Annotated in this window: 17 protein-coding genes; 11 read left to right on the forward strand and 6 right to left on the reverse strand. The window is 63.3% G+C overall.

Annotation, left to right across the window (positions count from 1 at the left end; translation table 11 throughout):
• Positions 1–37 precede the first annotated feature (37 nt).
• The 6 genes from V3C85_RS07850 (at position 38) to V3C85_RS07875 (ending at position 10,347) form a co-directional block, all read left to right on the forward strand.
• Complete coding sequence (locus tag V3C85_RS07850; RefSeq protein WP_331794533.1) at positions 38–1,531, forward strand: ATP-binding protein; 1,494 nt, start codon at positions 38–40, stop codon at positions 1,529–1,531.
• Positions 1,528–4,263 carry a Z1 domain-containing protein gene (locus V3C85_RS07855; RefSeq protein WP_331794534.1) on the forward strand — a complete coding sequence of 912 codons (2,736 nt, stop codon included), beginning with the start codon at positions 1,528–1,530 and terminating at the stop codon, positions 4,261–4,263. Before V3C85_RS07850 ends, V3C85_RS07855 begins: the two co-directional genes overlap by 4 nt.
• Positions 4,250–5,224: a PD-(D/E)XK motif protein gene (locus V3C85_RS07860; protein WP_331794535.1), complete on the forward strand. Its 975-nt coding sequence runs from the start codon at positions 4,250–4,252 to the stop codon at positions 5,222–5,224. Before V3C85_RS07855 ends, V3C85_RS07860 begins: the two co-directional genes overlap by 14 nt.
• Positions 5,221–7,290, forward strand: a complete 2,070-nt coding sequence (locus V3C85_RS07865) for an AIPR family protein (protein WP_331794536.1) — start codon at positions 5,221–5,223, stop codon at positions 7,288–7,290. Before V3C85_RS07860 ends, V3C85_RS07865 begins: the two co-directional genes overlap by 4 nt.
• A gap of 457 nt (positions 7,291–7,747) precedes the next feature.
• On the forward strand, positions 7,748–9,007 hold the full coding sequence (locus V3C85_RS07870; RefSeq protein ID WP_331794537.1) for a site-specific DNA-methyltransferase: 1,260 nt from the start codon (positions 7,748–7,750) through the stop codon (positions 9,005–9,007).
• The gene (locus V3C85_RS07875; protein WP_331794538.1) at positions 9,004–10,347 is read left to right on the forward strand and encodes a site-specific DNA-methyltransferase; all 1,344 of its coding nucleotides are present in this window, start codon (positions 9,004–9,006) and stop codon (positions 10,345–10,347) included. Before V3C85_RS07870 ends, V3C85_RS07875 begins: the two co-directional genes overlap by 4 nt.
• Positions 10,348–10,400: 53 nt before the next feature.
• Here the strand turns inward: V3C85_RS07875 and V3C85_RS07880 are convergent, their stop codons facing one another.
• The 6 genes from V3C85_RS07880 to V3C85_RS07905 all read right to left on the reverse strand — a co-directional run bounded on the left by V3C85_RS07880 (position 10,401) and on the right by V3C85_RS07905 (position 12,169).
• Complete coding sequence (locus tag V3C85_RS07880; RefSeq protein ID WP_331794539.1) at positions 10,401–10,955, reverse strand: DUF3489 domain-containing protein; 555 nt, start codon at positions 10,953–10,955, stop codon at positions 10,401–10,403.
• An 11-nt stretch (positions 10,956–10,966) separates the two neighbouring features.
• Positions 10,967–11,107, reverse strand: a complete 141-nt coding sequence (locus V3C85_RS07885) for a hypothetical protein (protein ID WP_331794540.1) — start codon at positions 11,105–11,107, stop codon at positions 10,967–10,969.
• The gene (locus V3C85_RS07890; protein ID WP_331794541.1) at positions 11,097–11,324 is read right to left on the reverse strand and encodes a hypothetical protein; all 228 of its coding nucleotides are present in this window, start codon (positions 11,322–11,324) and stop codon (positions 11,097–11,099) included. Before V3C85_RS07890 ends, V3C85_RS07885 begins: the two co-directional genes overlap by 11 nt.
• A 102-nt stretch (positions 11,325–11,426) precedes the next feature.
• Positions 11,427–11,723 carry a hypothetical protein gene (locus V3C85_RS07895; protein ID WP_331794542.1) on the reverse strand — a complete coding sequence of 99 codons (297 nt, stop codon included), beginning with the start codon at positions 11,721–11,723 and terminating at the stop codon, positions 11,427–11,429.
• A 9-nt stretch (positions 11,724–11,732) separates the two neighbouring features.
• Positions 11,733–11,954 carry a hypothetical protein gene (locus V3C85_RS07900; RefSeq protein ID WP_331794543.1) on the reverse strand — a complete coding sequence of 74 codons (222 nt, stop codon included), beginning with the start codon at positions 11,952–11,954 and terminating at the stop codon, positions 11,733–11,735.
• A 14-nt stretch (positions 11,955–11,968) separates the two neighbouring features.
• The gene (locus V3C85_RS07905; RefSeq protein WP_331794544.1) at positions 11,969–12,169 is read right to left on the reverse strand and encodes a DUF6900 domain-containing protein; all 201 of its coding nucleotides are present in this window, start codon (positions 12,167–12,169) and stop codon (positions 11,969–11,971) included.
• A 128-nt stretch (positions 12,170–12,297) separates the two neighbouring features.
• Between V3C85_RS07905 and V3C85_RS07910 the strand changes: the two genes are divergently transcribed.
• The 5 genes from V3C85_RS07910 to V3C85_RS07930 are packed head-to-tail and all read left to right on the forward strand — an operon-like array spanning position 12,298 to position 17,859.
• Positions 12,298–12,834 carry a hypothetical protein gene (locus V3C85_RS07910; RefSeq protein WP_331794545.1) on the forward strand — a complete coding sequence of 179 codons (537 nt, stop codon included), beginning with the start codon at positions 12,298–12,300 and terminating at the stop codon, positions 12,832–12,834.
• Complete coding sequence (locus V3C85_RS07915; protein WP_331794546.1) at positions 12,782–14,824, forward strand: phage terminase large subunit family protein; 2,043 nt, start codon at positions 12,782–12,784, stop codon at positions 14,822–14,824. The genes V3C85_RS07910 and V3C85_RS07915 overlap by 53 nt, the downstream gene beginning before the upstream one ends.
• Before the next feature lies 1 nt (position 14,825).
• Entirely contained in the window at positions 14,826–15,041 is a 216-nt protein-coding gene (locus V3C85_RS07920) for a phage head-tail joining protein (RefSeq protein ID WP_074555978.1), read from the forward strand.
• Positions 15,041–16,537 carry a phage portal protein gene (locus tag V3C85_RS07925; protein ID WP_331794547.1) on the forward strand — a complete coding sequence of 499 codons (1,497 nt, stop codon included), beginning with the start codon at positions 15,041–15,043 and terminating at the stop codon, positions 16,535–16,537. The genes V3C85_RS07920 and V3C85_RS07925 overlap by 1 nt, the downstream gene beginning before the upstream one ends.
• On the forward strand, positions 16,537–17,859 hold the full coding sequence (locus V3C85_RS07930) for a S49 family peptidase (RefSeq protein WP_331794629.1): 1,323 nt from the start codon (positions 16,537–16,539) through the stop codon (positions 17,857–17,859). The genes V3C85_RS07925 and V3C85_RS07930 overlap by 1 nt, the downstream gene beginning before the upstream one ends.
• Positions 17,860–17,867: the final 8 nt, after the last annotated feature.

Consider the following 17,867-nt stretch of genomic DNA (forward strand, 5'->3'; position numbering starts at 1 on the left):
GCCAGAGTAGATCCTGATCGTACTGCCAAGGGTTCGCATGCAGGAAATTGTTGTTTCAAGACGGGCAGATGCCACGCCTCACGCCGCGGCATTGATCGAGGGCCTGAGGGATATCGGTTATTCCCTAGAAACGGCCATTTCAGACATTATCGACAACTCGATCACCGCGGGCGCCCATCGGATCGAGATTGTCACGGAGACCTATTCGGACGAGCCCTATATCGCGATCATCGACGATGGCCTGGGCATGACCGAAGACGAACTTGTCGCAGCAATGCGACCCGGCAGCAGAAACCCGCTGGCCACACGTGATGAACCGGACCTCGGTCGGTTCGGCCTTGGCCTGAAGAGCGCCAGCTTCTCCCAGTGCCGTCGGCTCACGGTCGTGTCCCGGCGTTCCGGACAAACCAGCGCAGCAATCTGGGATCTTGATGATGTCGCCGAACGGAACGAATGGGCGGTGCAATTACCCGATCATTTCGATCTCATCCCCGGCATCGAGAAGCTGGGGCAGCAGGGTACGCTTGTGCTCTGGCAGAAACTTGACCGACTGACTGGCGGTTATTCCCACAATGCGGCCAAGCGCGCGGAGGTCATCAACCAGAGGATCGCTGAAACAGAGCGCCACCTGCGCCTCGTGTTTCATCGGTTCATGGAGGATGCCAAACCGCTGCGCATTCTCCTGAACGGGCGACTGCTTCGTCCCCTTGATCCGTTTGCCCGAAAGAACCCCGCGACCATTTCAGACCCGGAAGAAAAGCTGAGCCTTATCAGGGGTGATGTGGAGATCCAGAGCTTCACGCTTCCCCATCACAAGCAGATGGGAAAGACGGAATGGGAGGATATCGGCGGGCCGGAGGGTCACCTGAAATCACAGGGCTTCTATCTCTATCGCGGCAAGCGCCTGATCCTGCATGGCACATGGTTTGGTCTGTGCCGCCAGTCCGAACTGACCAAACTGTCCCGGGTCAGGATCGACATTCCCAACAGCATGGACGCGGACTGGAAAATCGACGTCAAGAAATCCTCGGCACAGCTTCCGCCAGTCGTGCGCGATCGACTGAAAAAGGTCATCGAACGCATTCTTGCCGGTTCGAAGCGCACCTACAGCAAGCGGGGACAGAAGCTCGTCGATCATGAACGGCTGCCCATGTGGCACCGGATTCAGGCAGATGGGCAGATCCGCTACCGCCCGAACATCGAACATCCCGCATTTGCCGATTTCGCCGAAAGCCTGCCCCCGGACTTGCGGCGCGGCTTCTTCAACTGCATTGCACTGGTCGGGGCGTCATTGCCCATCGAAACGTTGCACGCAGACATGGCTGGCACAGCCGAGCAAATCGTCCCGGATCGGGTGGACGAAGACACGCTTGCCCAAGCCGTGCAGGCAACCCTCTCCGTCCTTCTGGGCGCGCGCAAGGACATCAAGGAAATCAAGTCGCTGATGAAGGACGTCGATCCGTTCAGATCGGCTTGGGAAGACACGGAACGCATCATCGCTGCGACGATTGAGACCAAGGAAACCGAATGAATCCTTTGCTCCGCGCTCTTGAAGGCATCGTTCAGATTGACATCGGATTGCTGCCCAAACCGCTGACGGCGGAGAAGATTCGTTCAGCAATAGCTGAGCAGCTCAAGAATCAAACATTCAATGGAAAGGTCAGTGCGGACGAAGCTGAGCAGGTGGCACGCCTGCTTGAAGAAAAGCATGGCATCAGCATGGGCCTCGGCGCGATCGTCGATGCCAAGGAATTTGAACCGTGGCTGAACGACGCCAAGATCAATGACGAAGTCGGCGACTTCTACTGGGGTCGATATCGACAGTTGCTCTTCAAAAAGGGACTGCCGAAATCGGTTATCGATGCCACGGACACCGTCACTGACAAGGTCTTGGATAGACTTGGTAATCCACGCGACATGAGCCCCTGGAGCCGCCGCGGCATGGTCGTGGGCCATGTGCAAAGCGGCAAGACCGCCAACTACACGGGGCTGATCTGCAAGGCGGCGGATGCGGGCTATCGCCTGATCGTCGTGATCGCGGGCATCCACAACAACCTGCGCAACCAGACCCAGGCCCGCATCGACGAGGGCTTCATCGGCCGGGATACCGGACGGCTGGCTCATGCCAACAAGGCGCAGCGTCAGAAGATCATCGGGGTCGGCCAGTTCGATCAGCGCGAGTTTCCGGTCTCTCTCACCAACACGCTGCGCGATTTCAACAAGGCGACGGCGACAACGAACACCAGCCAGATCGGGCAATACAACGTGCCCGTCGTCCTGGTGATCAAGAAGAACTCAAGCACGCTGAAAAACCTGCTGGAATGGCTGAAGGAACATTCTGTCCACCAGGGCACGCAGATGGTCAGCCAGCCCATGCTGCTGATCGACGACGAGGCCGACAATGCCTCGATCAACACGGCGTATGCGCGCGATGAAGTGACCCGCATCAATGGCCAGATTCGCGAGCTGCTTTCGCTGTTCCACCGCAGTTGCTACGTCGGCTACACGGCCACTCCCTTCGCCAACATTTTCATCGATCCGGATACCGACGACGAAACGCTGAAGCAGGATCTGTTCCCGCGGCACTTCATCATCGGCCTCGACGCGCCGTCCAACTACTTCGGGGCGCAGAAGGTGTTCCTCGATGCCCGCGAGCGGCATGTCCGTCTGATCGACGACAACGAGGACATCCTGCCGATGAAGCACAAGATCGACCATCCGGTCGATGTGCTGCCGGAAAGCCTCATCCGAGCCGTGCGCGCATTCATCGTCGCGCGGGCGATCCGGAATGCCCGGGGCCAGCAAGCAGCGCATGCCTCAATGCTGATCAACGCCTCGCGCTTCACTGATGTCCAGGGGCGGTTGCGTTCCCGCGTGGCCGATGTGGTCGACAGGATACGAGCCGCGGTTGCGGTCGATGGGGCCAAAGGGACGGCAGCGCTGCGCAATCCTGAGATTGCCGCGCTGCATGCGGTCTGGGAGGCGGAGTTTGCCGCGGCAGAAGGCGCGGACTGGCCCACCGTCCAGGCTCGCCTGCATGAGGTTCTGGTTGCCGCGCGTGTTGTCGAAGTCAACGCTTCGAAGCGGTCGCAGCCGCTCGACTATGACCAGGCCGGGGAACATGGCGTGACGGTGGTTGCCGTCGGCGGTTTCTCCCTCTCGCGCGGCCTGACGCTGGAAGGGCTGACCATCAGCTACTTCCTGCGAAACTCCATGATGTATGACACCCTGATGCAGATGGGCCGGTGGTTCGGCTACCGGCCGGGCTACGAGGATCTGTGCCGGATCTGGATCCCCGCTGACGGTGTGGGCTGGTATGCCCATATCCACGAGGCGATGGACGATCTGCAGACACAGCTGAAGCGCATGGAACTGGCCAAGGCCACGCCAGAGCAGTTCGGTCTCGCCGTGCGCAGTCATCCGGAATCGCTGATCGTGACGGCCCGAAACAAGATGGGCACTGGGCGCGAGTTCCCTATGAAAGTCGGCCTCGCTGGCAAGCTGGTCGAAACGACACGCATCCGCACGGATCGCGATCAGCTGGACCGAAACCGACAGGCCGGGCAAGCCCTGGCGGCGGCAATCAAGGCCAGCGGGCTGGCACCGCAACACCCTTCCCGCGGAACCCTTTTCAGCGGCGTCTCTGTCGATCTGATCCGCGATTTCCTGCGTGCATTCCGCGCCGATGCCTCTGACCCCCTAACCGATCCGAGGCTGATGGCAGATTACATAGATGCGCGCGCCGACACCGAGCTCAGGGAATGGGATGTCCTCTTCGCCAGTGCACAGAAGGCAGATGCGACACCCGCCGATCTGTCCGGGATCGACATGCGGGCCTTCGGTCGATCAGTCGGCGAGCCGGATCTCCGGCAGGGCGTCCTCGCAATCAGCGGCACCAGCAGACGCGTCGGTTCGCCCGGCGACGAGCGTGTCGGGCTGACCAAGGAACAGATCGACGCAGCCACCAATGCCTTTCGCGAAGAACGGATCAGAGACGGAAAGCCCGTTCCGGAAACCCTTCCGCCCCGCATTTTCTGCGAGGTCAGGGGGCGCCGCCCGTTGATCATCCTCCGGTTCGTCGAACCCGTGGTTCCAGAAGAGCTGAAGGCGAAATCGCCAGATCTGGTCTTGGCATGGAGCATCTGCTTCCCGCCATCAGAGGTTCAGGGCGGCACCGTGGAATACATCGTCAACACCATCCGGATGCGCGAGATGTTCGGCGAGGAAGAGATCGAGGAGGAGGCGCTCGGTGATACCGACTGACACACCTTGGTCCGGCCTCGAGGCTGGGAAAGTGGACACGCGCCGGGTTTCGGCATCGGCACGGTGGAACTGGTTCTGGGCGGTGATGCCGCGTGCCGATGTGGCACTTGTCCTGCAACTAGCGGACCTTCCGAAACCCGCCCCCGACCTGCCTAAGCTGCGTAACCTCGAAATCCGGTTTCAGACACTTCCCGGTGGCCCGATTCTCTACATCCGGCTCAAGGACAGCGCGCAACTCGAACTGTTCGAGACCCTCTGCCGCGATGTGATGGCGGCTGGCGAGCTTGCCGAGACGGAGGCCGAGGCTCTCGAACGCGCCATAGGCCGCACTTTCCGCTGGCACTATCTGCTGCGTGGCGGAAAGCTCGAGGTCTTGTCGGAAGAAGCCCAGAAGGGGCTGATCGGCGAGATCGAGGTGTTGAAGCTGCTGATTTCCACGCTCGGTGCCAAACCGGCGCTGACCGCCTGGACCGGGCCTTCTGGCGCACCAAAGGATTTCGAGCTGAAGGCCGACTGCATCGAGGTCAAGGCGCGGCGCGGGGCCTCGCAGCCCTTCGTGAAGATCACGAACGAGTTCCAGCTGGCAGATGTGCCGGAACGTCGCCTATGGCTGGCAGTGCTGGCCGTCGACAAGGTGCAGCCGCCGCACGGCCGGACGCTGACCGAGTATGTCTCGGAAGTCACCGAGCTTCTGGAGCGAACCGAACCTTCGGCCATCATGGATTGGGACCTGCACCTTGCTGATGCCGGTTTCGACATCCTGCACGACTATTCGTCCTGGCGCTGGATCGTGTCGTCCCCCGATTTCCACGCCGTGACCGAGGACTTCCCTCGGATTGCCGCACCAGTGCCGCTCGGAGTCTCGGTTGTTTCCTACGCCCTCGCCCTTTCTGCCTGCACGCCATTCCGGACGGAGTGGATCACGGTGCAGGAAAAACTGAACGAAGCAGAGCAGCCATGAGCGAACTCGACGAATATCACCAGAACCTGATGGCCGATATCCGCCGCGAAGCGGATGCCAGTGGCATATTCCCTGTGGAAGCTTTTTTCGACCGTATGACCGAACGGCTGACTGAGGCCGGTGAACTGGAAGTCGCAGATCGCGCCTACTACCAGAGCGGGGAAGGTGCCCAGAAACTGCGGATTGACGGATATGCAGGTGACCCGCGCGACAGCGAAGGTGTTCTAGGGCTGATCGTCTGCGACTTTGCCGACAGCGACACTGTCCAGACCTTTGGCAAGGGGGATGTGCCCCCGATCCTGAATCCTCTGATCCGCTTTCTGAAGAAGGCAAAGACCGAAGAATTCCGCGACTCGCTGAACGAGGCCAACCCCGCCTTCCAAGTCTCGGACCTGATTATCACGACTTGGTCGCAGGTTACGAAGGTCAAGTTGATCCTCATTTCCAACCGGCAGTACATCGGCCGCGACGATACGGTAAAACTGGCAGAAATCGGCGACGTGCCGATCACATGGTCAGTCTGGGATCTGGCGCGCTTCGAACGGTTCGACAGGTCGGGACAGGCCCGCGAGGACATGGTCATCGACTTTGCCCAAGATTTCGGGGCGCCCCTTCCGGCGCTCAAGGCGTCGCAGACGGGAGCTGCCCTCGAAAGCTACCTCCTGATCGTGCCGGGGGAGCAGTTGGCCAAAATCTACGACAAGTGGGGCGCACGCCTTCTCGAGGCCAACGTCCGGTCTTTCCTTCAGGCAAGGGCCAAGACCAACAAGGGCATCCAGAAGACCATCAAGGACGAACCTGAACTCTTCTTCCCCTACAACAACGGGCTGTCGGCCACCGCCGATGCCGTTTCGTGCGTGCGGACGGATGACGGGCTGGCGGTTGCGTCGATCAGCAACTTGCAGATCGTCAATGGCGCTCAGACAACCGGGTCAATCCACGCTGGGCTGAAGTCTGCGAAGGAACAGCTCCCGCAAGTCTTCGTGCAGATGAAACTGACTGTCGTTCCTTCCGACAGGTCTGAGGACATCGTGCCGAAGATCTCGGAATACGCGAACACCCAGAACAAGGTGAACGCTGCCGACTTCTTCTCGAACCATCCCTTCCATATCCGGATGGAACAGTTTTCGCGCAGCGTTCTCTTTCCGGCGCGTGCTGGCGAGCGTCATGATACCAAGTGGTTCTACGAGCGTTCCCGAGGTCAGTTCGTCAACGCGCGGCCGAAGGTGAAAGGGAAAGCCCAGACTGATTTCGACATCCAGTTCCCAAAATCACAGCTCTTCAGCAAGACCGATCTCGCCAAGTTCGAGTTCTCGGCGGCCGGCCAGCCGCACATCGTTTCGCGCGGGGCCCAGAAGAACTTCGCCGAATTCGCCAAGGACATCGGTGAATCATGGTCCAGGAGCGACGCCAAGTATGACGAGCTCTGGTACAAGCGGCTTGTCTCGAAGGCGATCGTGTTTCGCTGGCTCGAGACCGAGGTTCCGAAGCAGCCGTGGTACGAGGGTGGCTATCGCGCCAACATCGTCACCTACTCCATGGCCAAGGTGTTTCACGATGCCAACGGCGAGAAGCAGGTCCTCGACCTCGACGCGATCTGGAGACGGCAGTCTGTACCGGAGGCCCTCCAGCGCGCTCTGCTTCTGGCCGCAGCAGAGGCACATGACGTCATCACCCACCCTCCCGCAGGTGTCCGCAACATGTCGGAGTGGGCGAAGCAACAGGCCTGCTGGAACGGGATGAAGGGTCGGACGCTGAACTATGGCGATGACTTCGAGACCTGCCTGACCCTCGTGGATACCGCCAAGGCGGCAAAGCGCGACGAGAAGGCAAAGAAGGCAATGACCGAGGGCATAAATGCCCAGGCGGAGGTCGTGACCTTGGGCGCCGAATTCTGGAGCGGAGTCTTGGCTTGGGGGCGCGAGCGGAAACGCCTTACGCCCAAGGACATGCAGATCCTCGAAGTTTGCGCATCCATGCCGCGCCGGATTCCCTCGGACCTGCAGGCACGCCATGCCCTCGATGTGCTCGGACGCATGAGAGACCAGGGGTTCGGCGAGTCCTAGGCTGCAACCCCCTCCTCTGGTTCCTCCCCGGCCCTGAACGTATGCGGGGGGGCGCAGCGCGGCGTTTCGCTAGCGACAGGCATTTTCACCGGGGAATCCAGGCGGAAGCCACCTGCCCGATGACCTCGGGAAAAGAGACTCATTATCAAAGGCTTGCGGAATCACGATCTTGACGCGCTGGATTCTTTGCGGAATCCAGGGAAGCCAGTTTGCAGAGGCCACCACGCCGGAAGCCAACCAGCGGAAGCCACTTGCAGGGAAGCCATTGAATCCGCGTGCATTTTTCATTTGACAAAGCTGCCCCCCTTGACCTACCACTTGATCATCGAAGAATTGCGCCCGGAGGAAACCCCTCGCGGGCGTTTCTCATTTCCCGACATCGCGGATCCTGATCGTGACGCTGGCAGCGCCCAGCGCGCATCGGCGTGTCCGCCCTGCCCCAGATGAAAGCCACCCGATGGACCTGGTCTTTGCGCCGAGCCAGATTGAAACTTGGCCTCTCGACCGGCTGCGCCCCTATGCCCGCAATGCAAAGATCCACGGCACGGACCAGGTCGCCAAGATCGCAGCCAGCATGGCCAAGTTCGGCTGGACCGTGCCCTGCTTGGTGGCCGACGATGGCGAGCTGATCGCTGGGCATGGCCGGGTGCTGGCGGCCGCGATGCTGGGGCTGACCGACGTGCCGGTGATCCGGCTCGGCCATCTGGATGAAGCCGAGCGCCGGGCCTACCGGATCGCCGACAACAAGCTGACCGAGCTGGGCGAGTGGGACGAGGCCATGCTGCGCGATGAAATCGCGGGGCTGCTGGCCGAAGATTTCGACCTAACGCTGCTTGGTATCCCAGACGAGGATCTAGACGCGCTGCTGCGCGATCCGGATCAGGCGGAAGGCGGCGCGGTCGAGGGCGAAGATGACATTCCCGAGCCGCCGGTCACGCCGGTGTCCATGGCGGGCGACCTCTGGCAGCTCGGGTCGCATCGGCTGATCTGCGGCGACAGCACCGCCGCCGATGTGGTCGTGCGGCTGCTCGGCGATGTGCGCCCGCTGCTGATGGTCACCGACCCGCCCTATGGGGTGGAGTACGACCCAAGCTGGCGCAACCAGGCAGGAGCGGCCAAGACCAAACGCACCGGCAAGGTGCTGAACGACGATAGGGCCGATTGGCGCGAGGCTTGGGCGCTGTTCCCCGGCGACGTGGCCTATGTCTGGCACGGCGCGCTGCACTCCTCGACCGTTGCCGAGAGCCTGGTGGCGGCAGGTTTCGCAGTGCGGTCGCAGATCATCTGGGCCAAGGACCGCCTCGTCCTCAGCCGCGGCGATTACCACTGGCAGCATGAACCTTGCTGGTATGCCGTCAAAAAGACCGGCAAGGGTCATTGGGCAGGCGACCGGAAGCAGACGACGCTCTGGCACATTTCCGGCAAGGACCAGGATGCCGCCACCGTGCACGGCACACAGAAGCCGGTGGAATGCATGCGCCGCCCGATCTTGAACAACTCCAGCCCGGGTCAAGCAGTGTTCGAACCCTTCATGGGATCCGGCACCACCCTGATCGCGGCCGAAACCACGGCGCGCGTCTGCTTCGGCATCGAGTTGAACCCGGCCTATGTCGATGTGGCCATCGAGCGCTGGCAGCAATTTACCGGCGCCAATGCCGTGCTGGCGGACACCGGCGAGACCTTCGCCGACCTGAAGGCCAAGAGGCTGGCGGCATGAATGCGCCCCTCTTGCCGGGCAGGATCGAACACTGGCCTCTCGCCCGGCTGAAGCCCTACGCCCGCAACGCCAAGACCCACGACGCCGATCAGGTGGCCAAGATCGCGGCCAGTATGGCCGAGTTTGGCTGGACGGTGCCGGTGCTAGTGGCGGCCGACGGCGAGTTGATCGCTGGTCATGGTCGCATCTTGGCCGCCGCCCAACTCGGCCTGTCCGAGGCCCCGGTGATCGTGCTCGGCCATCTGACTGAAGCCCAGCGCCGGGCGTATCGCATCGCCGACAACAAGCTGACCGAGTTGGGCGGCTGGGACGAGGCGCTTCTGCTGCAAGAACTGCAGGCGCTACTGGCCGAGGATTTCGACCTCGGGCTGATCGGGATCCCCGAGGATGAACTGGACGCGCTGTTGGCCGATCCCGACGAGCGCCCATCGATTTCTGATGATGCGGCCGATGCGATCCCGGCCCCGCCCGCTGATCCGATCACCAAGCCGGGCGACATCTGGGCGCTTGGCAAGCACCGGCTATGTTGCGGCGACGCGACCGATCCTGCCGCTGTCGCCAGACTGATGCAGGGCGAACAGGCCACGCTGATGTTCACCTCACCGCCCTACGCCCAGCAGCGCGACTATGGTGCCGCCAAGGAAAAGGTCGGCGATTGGGATGCGCTGATGCAATGCGTGTTCGGGGCGGCGCCAGTCACGGCCGACGCACAGCTGCTGGTCAATCTCGGCCTCGTGCACCGCGACAGCGAATGGCAGCCCTATTGGGAAGGATGGGTGGAATGGATGCGCGCCTCTGGCTGGCGGCGGTTTGGCTGGTATGTCTGGGACCAGGGGCCGGGCTTGCCGGGCGATTGGAACGGCCGCCTGGCCCCGTCGCACGAGTTCATTTTCCACTTCAACCGCGCGCCCCGCAAACCGCACAAGACCGTCCCGTCCAAGCACGCGGGCGAAACCCTAGGCGGCGGTGGGCTGCGCGGGGCCGACGGCACGGTCCACGCCAAAACCGGAACCGGCAACGCGATCCAGAGCCACCGTATTCCGGACTCTGTGTTCCGCATCATGCGCAACAAGGGCGGGTTGGGTGCGGCCGGGTCGCATCCGGCCGTGTTTCCGGTTGCGCTGGTCGAGGCCGTGCTGACGGCATACTCGGAACCGGGTGACCTGATCTACGAGCCGTTTTGCGGCTCCGGCACCCAGATCGTCGCCGCCGAACGCACTGGGCGGCGGTGCTTCGCGATGGAACTGGACCCGGTCTATTGCGACGTTGCAGTGCGGCGTTGGGAGTTGGCAACAGGCAAGACCGCGCAAAGATCCTCAGTTGATGAAGCCACTGTATGAACGCCGCCGCCCGAGTTGGGCGGCGGTCATGTCGAAGTCAAAGAGGAAGCTGGTCATGCTGCAGGCAATCGATACACCCTTCCCCGCGCATCGTCCTTTTCCGAGCTGACCTCGAGGCCCAGCTTCTTTTTCAGTGCCCCGGCCATCGCGCCGCGAACCGTGTGCGACTGCCAGCCAGTGGCCGTCATGATCTCTTCAATCGTAGCGCCATCGGGATTGCGCAGCATGGAAATCAGAGTGGCTTGTTTGGTGCCTGTGCGCAGCTTCGGCTGACTTGCAGCAGGCAATATGGGCGCAGGCATTTCAGCCGCATGTTTGCGGATGGCGACAACGGTCTTGACCACCACCGGTTCGATCCCGATGGCCAGCAACCCGGCGTCCGTCACCACCAGCGTGGTGCCATGGCCATCGCCGGTTTCGCGCCAGAGCGGCTCATTGCGCCGCAGGTTGGCATCGACCTCCTGCAGCCAGCCGTGTTCGATCATTTTGGTGACGGCCATCTTCGCCGCCGCCCCGGCCAGCCCCTTGGGCAACGGCAGGGCGATGTTGTCGGGGCGCTGGGCCCCGGCGCTGAGGATGATGGTCTGGGTTTCTGTCAGCTTGGTCATCGCGTGGTCCTCTACAGGTCGTGGGTGGCAAGGAAGGCGGTGATGCGCAGCAGGGCGATTGCGGCATCGCAGACGGCGATGCGTTCGGCCTCCCATGCAGCGGTGATGGCATCCTGTTCGATCTGGTGGCGCTGGGCGGGATCAAGCAGCATGTTCGCCCTCCTTGAAGGCGGCGTCAGTGATCTGGCGCAGCAGGCTGGCATAGTGATTGAGGGTGCCCACATCGCCCCAGTTGATTTCGTCGGGGTGGGTGTCGAAATGGTCGTCGCTCAGGGCCTTCAGGCGCTCCAGCATCGCGTCGATCTGGAACTTGGTGGTCATGAAGGCGTCGAGGGCTTTGGCATTGTCGGTAGCACGGCGGGTGGTCATGGCGTGGTCTCCGGGGGTGAGTTGCATCGTTCTGGTGTAATCACCATCGCTCTGGCGGGGCGGCTAGTGTAGGCAAATCCAAGCAATATCAGTGCGTTCTGATTACACTTCGGGCGCATCGGCCTGCGGCACCACATGCACCCACTGGCATCCGATCCACATGTAGAGATGGGCAAACTCCCGAGTCGGGCGGGGCAGGATGCGCGGCGCACGGGGCGGGCTGAAGCAATCCAGCGCCTCCGGCGTGACCTGCCGGATTTCCCGGGCCGCGATGATGTTCTCGGGCTTCCAGCGTGCCAGCGCAGGCAGCATGTGGGCGGGATAGCCGTCGAAATGGACGTAGACATGCGCCCATTCCTCAGGGCCGAGTTGGATAGCGATCTGTGCGCGGGTGCTCATGGTGCCGCCTCAGATCAGCTGCAGATCGGCCAGCACCGCGCTGGCTGCCGCCAGCTGCGCGGTCGGCAGGTCGATCTTGATGTGCGAGAAGAGGTCCGAGCAGTCGGCCTTGATCCCGGCCTCGCGCAGCGCGGCCTCGATCACTTCCGCCAACACGCTGGGGCGGCTGCGGTCGAGATGTTCCGGCAGCGTATCGATGTCGATGCGGACGGTGGTGGTGGCCATGGTCATGTCCCTGCCGTCCTTCAGCGTTTCGCAGCGGCGGCGACGCCAGCGGCGTAGGCCGCTTCCAGCGCCGCGCGGATCGCCCAGACCGCCACATCGTGGAAGTCGAGCCGGTCGCTGTTCTGGGTCTCCAGCGTCTCGATGCTGTGGAAGTGCTTCGTCGCGATCTCCAGCAGCAGGGCGTCGCTGGGGGCGTTGGCGGGGGCAGTCTTGGTGGTCATGGCGTCGTCTCCGGGGGTGAGTTGCATCGTTTTCCTGCAGCCAGAATCGCTCTACGCGGGAGTGTAATCAACTGAATAAGCAGATCATTTCTGTTTAAATTCAATATCTTGAGGACAATCCAATAGCCATGGAAGGTATGTCCGAGCGGGAATATTCCGCCCATTCCGGCCTCTCGCGCGGGGCGATCCAGAAGGCCCGAAAAGCCAGTCGGCTGGTGGTTTACAGCGACGGGTCGATCAACGCGGCTGCTTCTGATGTACGCCGCGCCGACATGACCGACCCGGACCAGCAGCGCCGCAGCACCGGCGGCGACAGCGGGTTCAGCGGTCCCGCAGACAGCTCGTCCTACCTGAAGGCTCGCACCGCGCTGACCGTCTACCAGGCGCAGGACAAGCAGCTTGGCATTCAGAAGAAGAAGGGCACGCTGGTCGACCGGGCGCGCGCAGAAGCGATGGTGTTCCGGTTGGCCCGACAGGAACGCGATACTTGGGTCACCTGGCCCAACAGAGTGGCAGCGCTGATGGCGGCTGAAGTGGCCTTGGGGGTGGAGAAACAGACCGGAACGCCGGTGATCATCGAGGCCGCGATCCTGCAGAGGGTGTTGGAAGCCCATGTCAGACAGCACCTCGACGCCCTCGCCGATCTCAGGGTCTCGCTTGGATGAAGGAGAAGAACACGACCTGACCGCCGATCTCGACCTTGGCTTTGACGGGGCCGAGGACATTCTGCGCTCCTGGCGCAAGGGGATGCGTCCCGACCCAGACTTGACCGTGTCGGAATGGGCGGATGAACATCGCTGGCTGTCGTCTCGCGGTGCGGCCGAACCGGGGCGCTATCGCACCGCCCGCGCGCCCTACCTGCGCGAGATCATGGATGCGCTGTCGCCGCGTCACCCGGCGCAGCGTGTGACCTTCATGAAGGCGGCACAGGTCGGCGCGACCGAGGCTGGCAACAACTGGATCGGCTTCGTCATTCATCATGCGCCGGGGCCGATGCTGGCGGTGTTGCCATCGCTTGAACTCGCCAAACGCACGTCGCGGGGCCGTCTTGATCCCTTGATCGCGGACAGCGCGGCTCTGCGCGAACGGGTCAACCCTGCCAGGTCCCGCGACGCGGGCAATTCGATGCTGTCGAAGGAATTCCCCGGCGGTATCCTGGTACTGACCGGTGCCAACAGCGCCACCGGCCTGCGGTCTATGCCTGCGCGCTACATTTTCCTCGACGAAGTAGACGCCTATCCAGCTTCTGCTGACGAGGAAGGTGATCCGGTCACGCTGGCCGAAGCGCGGACTACCACCTTCTCGCACCGGCGCAAGGTGTTCTTGGTCTCGACCCCGACGATCCGGGGGTTATCGAGGATCGAGCGCGAGTTTGATGCCTCGGACCAGCGCAGGTATTTCGTGCCCTGCCCGCATTGTGGCCACATGCAATGGCTGCAGTTTGAACGCCTGCGTTGGGACAAAGGGCGGCCCGACACGGCCGCCTACCACTGCGAAGGCTGCGAACGCCCCATCGCCGAGCATCACAAGACGCAGATGCTGGAACGGGGCGAATGGCGGGCGACCGCCGTTTCTGCCGATCCATACTCGATCGGCTTCCACATCTCGGCGCTTTATTCGCCGCTGGGCTGGAAAAGCTGGCAGCAGATCGCGCGCGAGTGGCTGGCGGCGCAAGGCTCGGAAGAGATGCTGCGCGTCGCGCGCAACACGCTTCTGGGCGAGACGTGGGTCGAAAGCGGCGACGCGCCCGAATGGCAACGGCTGGCGGAACGTCGCGAAAGTTACGCTGGCGTGCAAATCCCCGTCGGCGGGTTGTTCCTGACCGCTGGCGTCGATGTGCAGAAAGACCGGATCGAGGTCGATGTCTGGGCCTGGGGCCGGAGCTTGGAGTCCTGGCTAATCGATCACATCGTGATTGCCGGCGGCCCGGACGATCCGGCCTGCTGGGACAAGCTGACGGCATTGCTCGGTCGGACGTGGGCCTGCGCCAATGGCGCGGTGATGGTGATCGGCAAGATGGCCATCGACACCGGCTATGAAGCCCCAGCGGTTTACGCTTGGGCGCGGAAACAGGGCTTTGACCAGGTCGCGCCGATCAAGGGTTTGGAAGGCTTCAACCGCGCCACGCCGGTGTCGGGCCCCACTTTTGTCGACGCCACCATCGGCGGCAAGCGCCTGCGCCGGGGCGCGCGGCTGTGGTCCGTGGCCACGGCGACCTTCAAGACCGAGACCTATCGCTTCCTGCGGCTGGAACGCCCCTCGGACGAGGACCGCGCGCTGGGCGTGCTCGACGCCCCCGGCACCGTGCATCTGCCCGACTGGATCGACACCGAATGGCTGAAGCAGCTCGTGGCCGAACAGCTGGTCACCGTGCGCAACAAGCGCGGCTATGCCCACCCCGAATGGCAGAAGATGCGCGAACGCAACGAGGCGCTCGACGCCCGCGTCTATGCCCGGGCGGCGGCCTGGATCATGGGCGCGGATCGGTGGGACGAGGCGACCTGGCGGCGGCTCGAGGCGCAGGCCGGGGTGGAAACCCGACAAGCAGCGCCCGTCACCACTGAACCGGCTGCTCCGACCACACCCAAGGCCGGAACACCGACCACGCCACGGCGCAAACGCCGGGCCTACACACCGAACTTCATGAGGGACTGAGATGGATCTGGAACGGATGCGCGCCCTGCTGGCCGCGCTGCAGGAGGCCCGTTACGCGGGCGTCCGGTCGGTCAGCTATGACGGCAAGTCGATCAACTATGGCTCAGACGCCGAACTGGCCAACGCCATCAGCGATCTGGAAACCCGGATCGCCACAGCCACGACCGGCACCCCGCGTCGTCGGCGCTGGGGCACAGTCGCCTCTAAGGGTCTGTGATGGCGTTCGAGGCGTTCCGCCAGCGGCTGGGGTCAATCATCGGTGGCTTCGATGCAGCACAGGCCCACCGTCGCCTGCGCGGGTTCCGTGCCAGCCGCGCCCATGTGAACACGCTGATCGCGGCCTCGGGCGAAACGATCACCGCCCGCGCCCGTTGGCTGGTCCGGAACAACGGCTATGCGGCAAACGCGGTGGAAAGCTTCGCCAGCAATGTGGTGGGCGATGGCATCAAACCCTCTTCGACCATGCCGGATGCGGCCAAGAAGGAAGAGCTGCAGGCACTCTGGCTCGCGTGGACAGACGATTCTGACGCCGAAGGGCTGACGGATTTCTACGGGCTGCAGCGGCGCGCTGCGCGCGAGGTCTTCCTGTCGGGCGAGGTCTTCATCCGCATCCGTCCGCGCCGGGCCGAGGACGGCCTGACGGTGCCGCTCCAGCTGCAGATGCTACCCGCCGAGATGCTGCCGCTCGACATGAACCGCCCCCTTACCGGTGCGGGACTGATCCGTCAGGGCATCGAGTTTGACGGCATCGGTCGCCGTGTCGCCTATCACTTCCTGCGCCGTCATCCGGGTGATCTGACCGATCCCGGCCTTGCGGGTGAAACCGTCCGCGTCCCTGCTGGCGATGTGATCCATGTTCTCGACCCGGTCGAGGCGGGGCAATTGCGCGGAGTCTCGCGGTTCGCCGCCGCCATCGTCAAGCTGTTCACCCTCGATCTTTACGATGACGCCGAGCTGGAGCGGAAGAAAATCGCGGCGATGTTCGCGATGTTCATTACGTCGCCCGCCCCGGAAACACCGCTGGAACCGACCGAAGAGGATCTGGAGGTTGAACCCGGCCAAGTGGTGCGGCTGGATCCGGGCGAAGATGTCTCGACACCCGCGACGCCAGACTCGGGCGGAACCTACGAGCCGTTCCAGTACCGCACGCTGCTGCAAATCGCGGCGGCGCTGGGCGTGCCCTATGGCTATCTGACCGGTGACACGGCGAAGGGGAACTTCTCGAACACGCGGATTTCCCTCATCGAATTCCGCCGTCGGATATCCGCCTGGCAGCATGGCGTGCTGGTCTATCAGCTTTGTCGGGCGGTTTGGGTGCGCTGGATGGACACCGCCGTGCTGTCGGGTGCGCTGGACCTGCCCGGCTATGACAGCAAGCGCCGCCAATATCAGGCCTGCGCCTGGCTGCCCACGAAATGGGACTGGATCGACCCGATGAAGGACACTTCGGCCGAGATCCTGCAGATCGAAGCCGGGTTGAAATCCCGCACCCAAGCGCTGGCCGAACGAGGATACGACGCCGAACAGGTGGATCGGGAGATCGCCGCTGAACGAAAACGCGAGGCGGCGCTGGGCCTCGACTTCCGGCGGCCGGGATCCCCGGCGCAGGGGCCGGGTGGAAGCGGCAAGACGGATGAAGATCCCAACGCAGAAAAGGACGACGAGGACGACGACACCGGCGACGAGAAACCCGACCCCAAGGAGGGCGCATGATGCATCACGCGCAAATCGCCCAGCGCGCTTTCAACACGCCGTTGATGGTGGACCCGGCCAAGGCGCTGGCCTTCCTGTCCGGGCTGGGCCCTCGCCTCACAGGGCAGGAGATCACCTTTCAAGGGCTGGAGGTGGAAGCCACTGATCAAACTGCCGCCAGCTTACCCGCCCGGGCTTCGCTCTTCGGGAACGATCTCGCCCAGCGCCATCAGCGCAACGGCACCCAGCCCTTTGCTGTGGTCGATGGCATCGCCGTGATCGAAATCGCGGGCACACTTGTGCATCGCGGTGCCTGGATCGGGCAATCCTCGGGCCTGACCTCATACGAGGGCATTGCTGCCCAGCTGCAGGCGGCAGTCGCCGATCCCGGCGTGCGCGGCATCGCGCTCGACATCGACAGCTTTGGCGGCGAAGTAGCCGGGGCCTTCGATCTGGCGGATCGCATCCGCGCTGCCCGGGCGCAGAAGCCCGTACACGCATTCGTCGCTGAACATGCGCTGTCGGCTGGCTATGTCCTGGCGTCCCAGGCTGACCGGATCGTCCTGCCCCGCACCGGCGCTGTCGGCAGCATCGGCGTCGTGGCGCTGCACACAGACATGAGTGGGGCCCTCGATCAAAAGGGCATCGCCGTCACGCTGATCCACGCGGGATCGCACAAGGTCGATGCAAACCCGTATCAGCCGCTGCCCGAGGCGGTGCACGACCAAATGCAGCGCGAGCTGGAGGTGGTACGCTTCCTCTTTGCAGAAACCGTCGCCGCAGGTCGTGGTGATCGGCTGACCCATGCAGCCGCGGTGGCCACCGAAGCTGCGGTCTTCCGCGGTGCCGACGCCATTACCGCCGGTCTGGCCGACGAACTCGCCGATCCTGTCACCGCCTTCCACGCCTTCGCCGCCGCACCCCGCGGCTCCAGTTCCTCCAACAGAAAGGGTCCACAGATGACCACCACGCCCACAGAAACCACGAACCCGGCTCCGATTGCCGCACTTCCTGCCGCAATGCCAGCGGTCGCGGCAGCGCCAGAGCCGCCCGCTGCAGCGGCCACTGCTTCGCCCAATGCCATGACCGCCGAGGCCATTCGCGCCGAGGCCGCCGAGGTGGCGCAGGTTTGCGCGCAGGCTGCGCGGCTCGGCGTGACCATCGACGCGGCGGACGCCGTCACGCGCGGGTTGAAGCCCGAGGCCCTGCGCGCTCGGGTCTTGGCCGATCTCGCCGCGCGCAGCGACGCCGCTGGCATCATCGCCACCGCTCCGGCCGCTTCGGCCAAGGAAAGCCCCATAGTGGCCGCAGCCAAAAAGACTGCGACCGACTCCAAGCGCTGAACCAGCGC

It is taken from the genome of Pseudotabrizicola sp. L79 (assembly GCF_036553525.1).
Taxonomy (GTDB): domain Bacteria; phylum Pseudomonadota; class Alphaproteobacteria; order Rhodobacterales; family Rhodobacteraceae; genus Pseudotabrizicola.

Coding starts and splice junctions, on each gene's coding strand:
- V3C85_RS07850 (WP_331794533.1), top strand. CDS start 38: ATGCAGGAAATTGTTGTTTCAAGACGGGCAGATGCCACGCCTCACGCC.
- V3C85_RS07855 (WP_331794534.1), top strand. CDS start 1,528: ATGAATCCTTTGCTCCGCGCTCTTGAAGGCATCGTTCAGATTGACATC.
- V3C85_RS07865 (WP_331794536.1), top strand. CDS start 5,221: ATGAGCGAACTCGACGAATATCACCAGAACCTGATGGCCGATATCCGC.
- V3C85_RS07870 (WP_331794537.1), top strand. CDS start 7,748: ATGGACCTGGTCTTTGCGCCGAGCCAGATTGAAACTTGGCCTCTCGAC.
- V3C85_RS07875 (WP_331794538.1), top strand. CDS start 9,004: ATGAATGCGCCCCTCTTGCCGGGCAGGATCGAACACTGGCCTCTCGCC.
- V3C85_RS07880 (WP_331794539.1), bottom strand. CDS start 10,955: ATGACCAAGCTGACAGAAACCCAGACCATCATCCTCAGCGCCGGGGCC.
- V3C85_RS07885 (WP_331794540.1), bottom strand. CDS start 11,107: ATGCTGCTTGATCCCGCCCAGCGCCACCAGATCGAACAGGATGCCATC.
- V3C85_RS07890 (WP_331794541.1), bottom strand. CDS start 11,324: ATGACCACCCGCCGTGCTACCGACAATGCCAAAGCCCTCGACGCCTTC.
- V3C85_RS07895 (WP_331794542.1), bottom strand. CDS start 11,723: ATGAGCACCCGCGCACAGATCGCTATCCAACTCGGCCCTGAGGAATGG.
- V3C85_RS07900 (WP_331794543.1), bottom strand. CDS start 11,954: ATGACCATGGCCACCACCACCGTCCGCATCGACATCGATACGCTGCCG.
- V3C85_RS07905 (WP_331794544.1), bottom strand. CDS start 12,169: ATGACCACCAAGACTGCCCCCGCCAACGCCCCCAGCGACGCCCTGCTG.
- V3C85_RS07910 (WP_331794545.1), top strand. CDS start 12,298: ATGGAAGGTATGTCCGAGCGGGAATATTCCGCCCATTCCGGCCTCTCG.
- V3C85_RS07915 (WP_331794546.1), top strand. CDS start 12,782: ATGTCAGACAGCACCTCGACGCCCTCGCCGATCTCAGGGTCTCGCTTG.
- V3C85_RS07920 (WP_074555978.1), top strand. CDS start 14,826: ATGGATCTGGAACGGATGCGCGCCCTGCTGGCCGCGCTGCAGGAGGCC.
- V3C85_RS07925 (WP_331794547.1), top strand. CDS start 15,041: ATGGCGTTCGAGGCGTTCCGCCAGCGGCTGGGGTCAATCATCGGTGGC.
- V3C85_RS07930 (WP_331794629.1), top strand. CDS start 16,537: ATGCATCACGCGCAAATCGCCCAGCGCGCTTTCAACACGCCGTTGATG.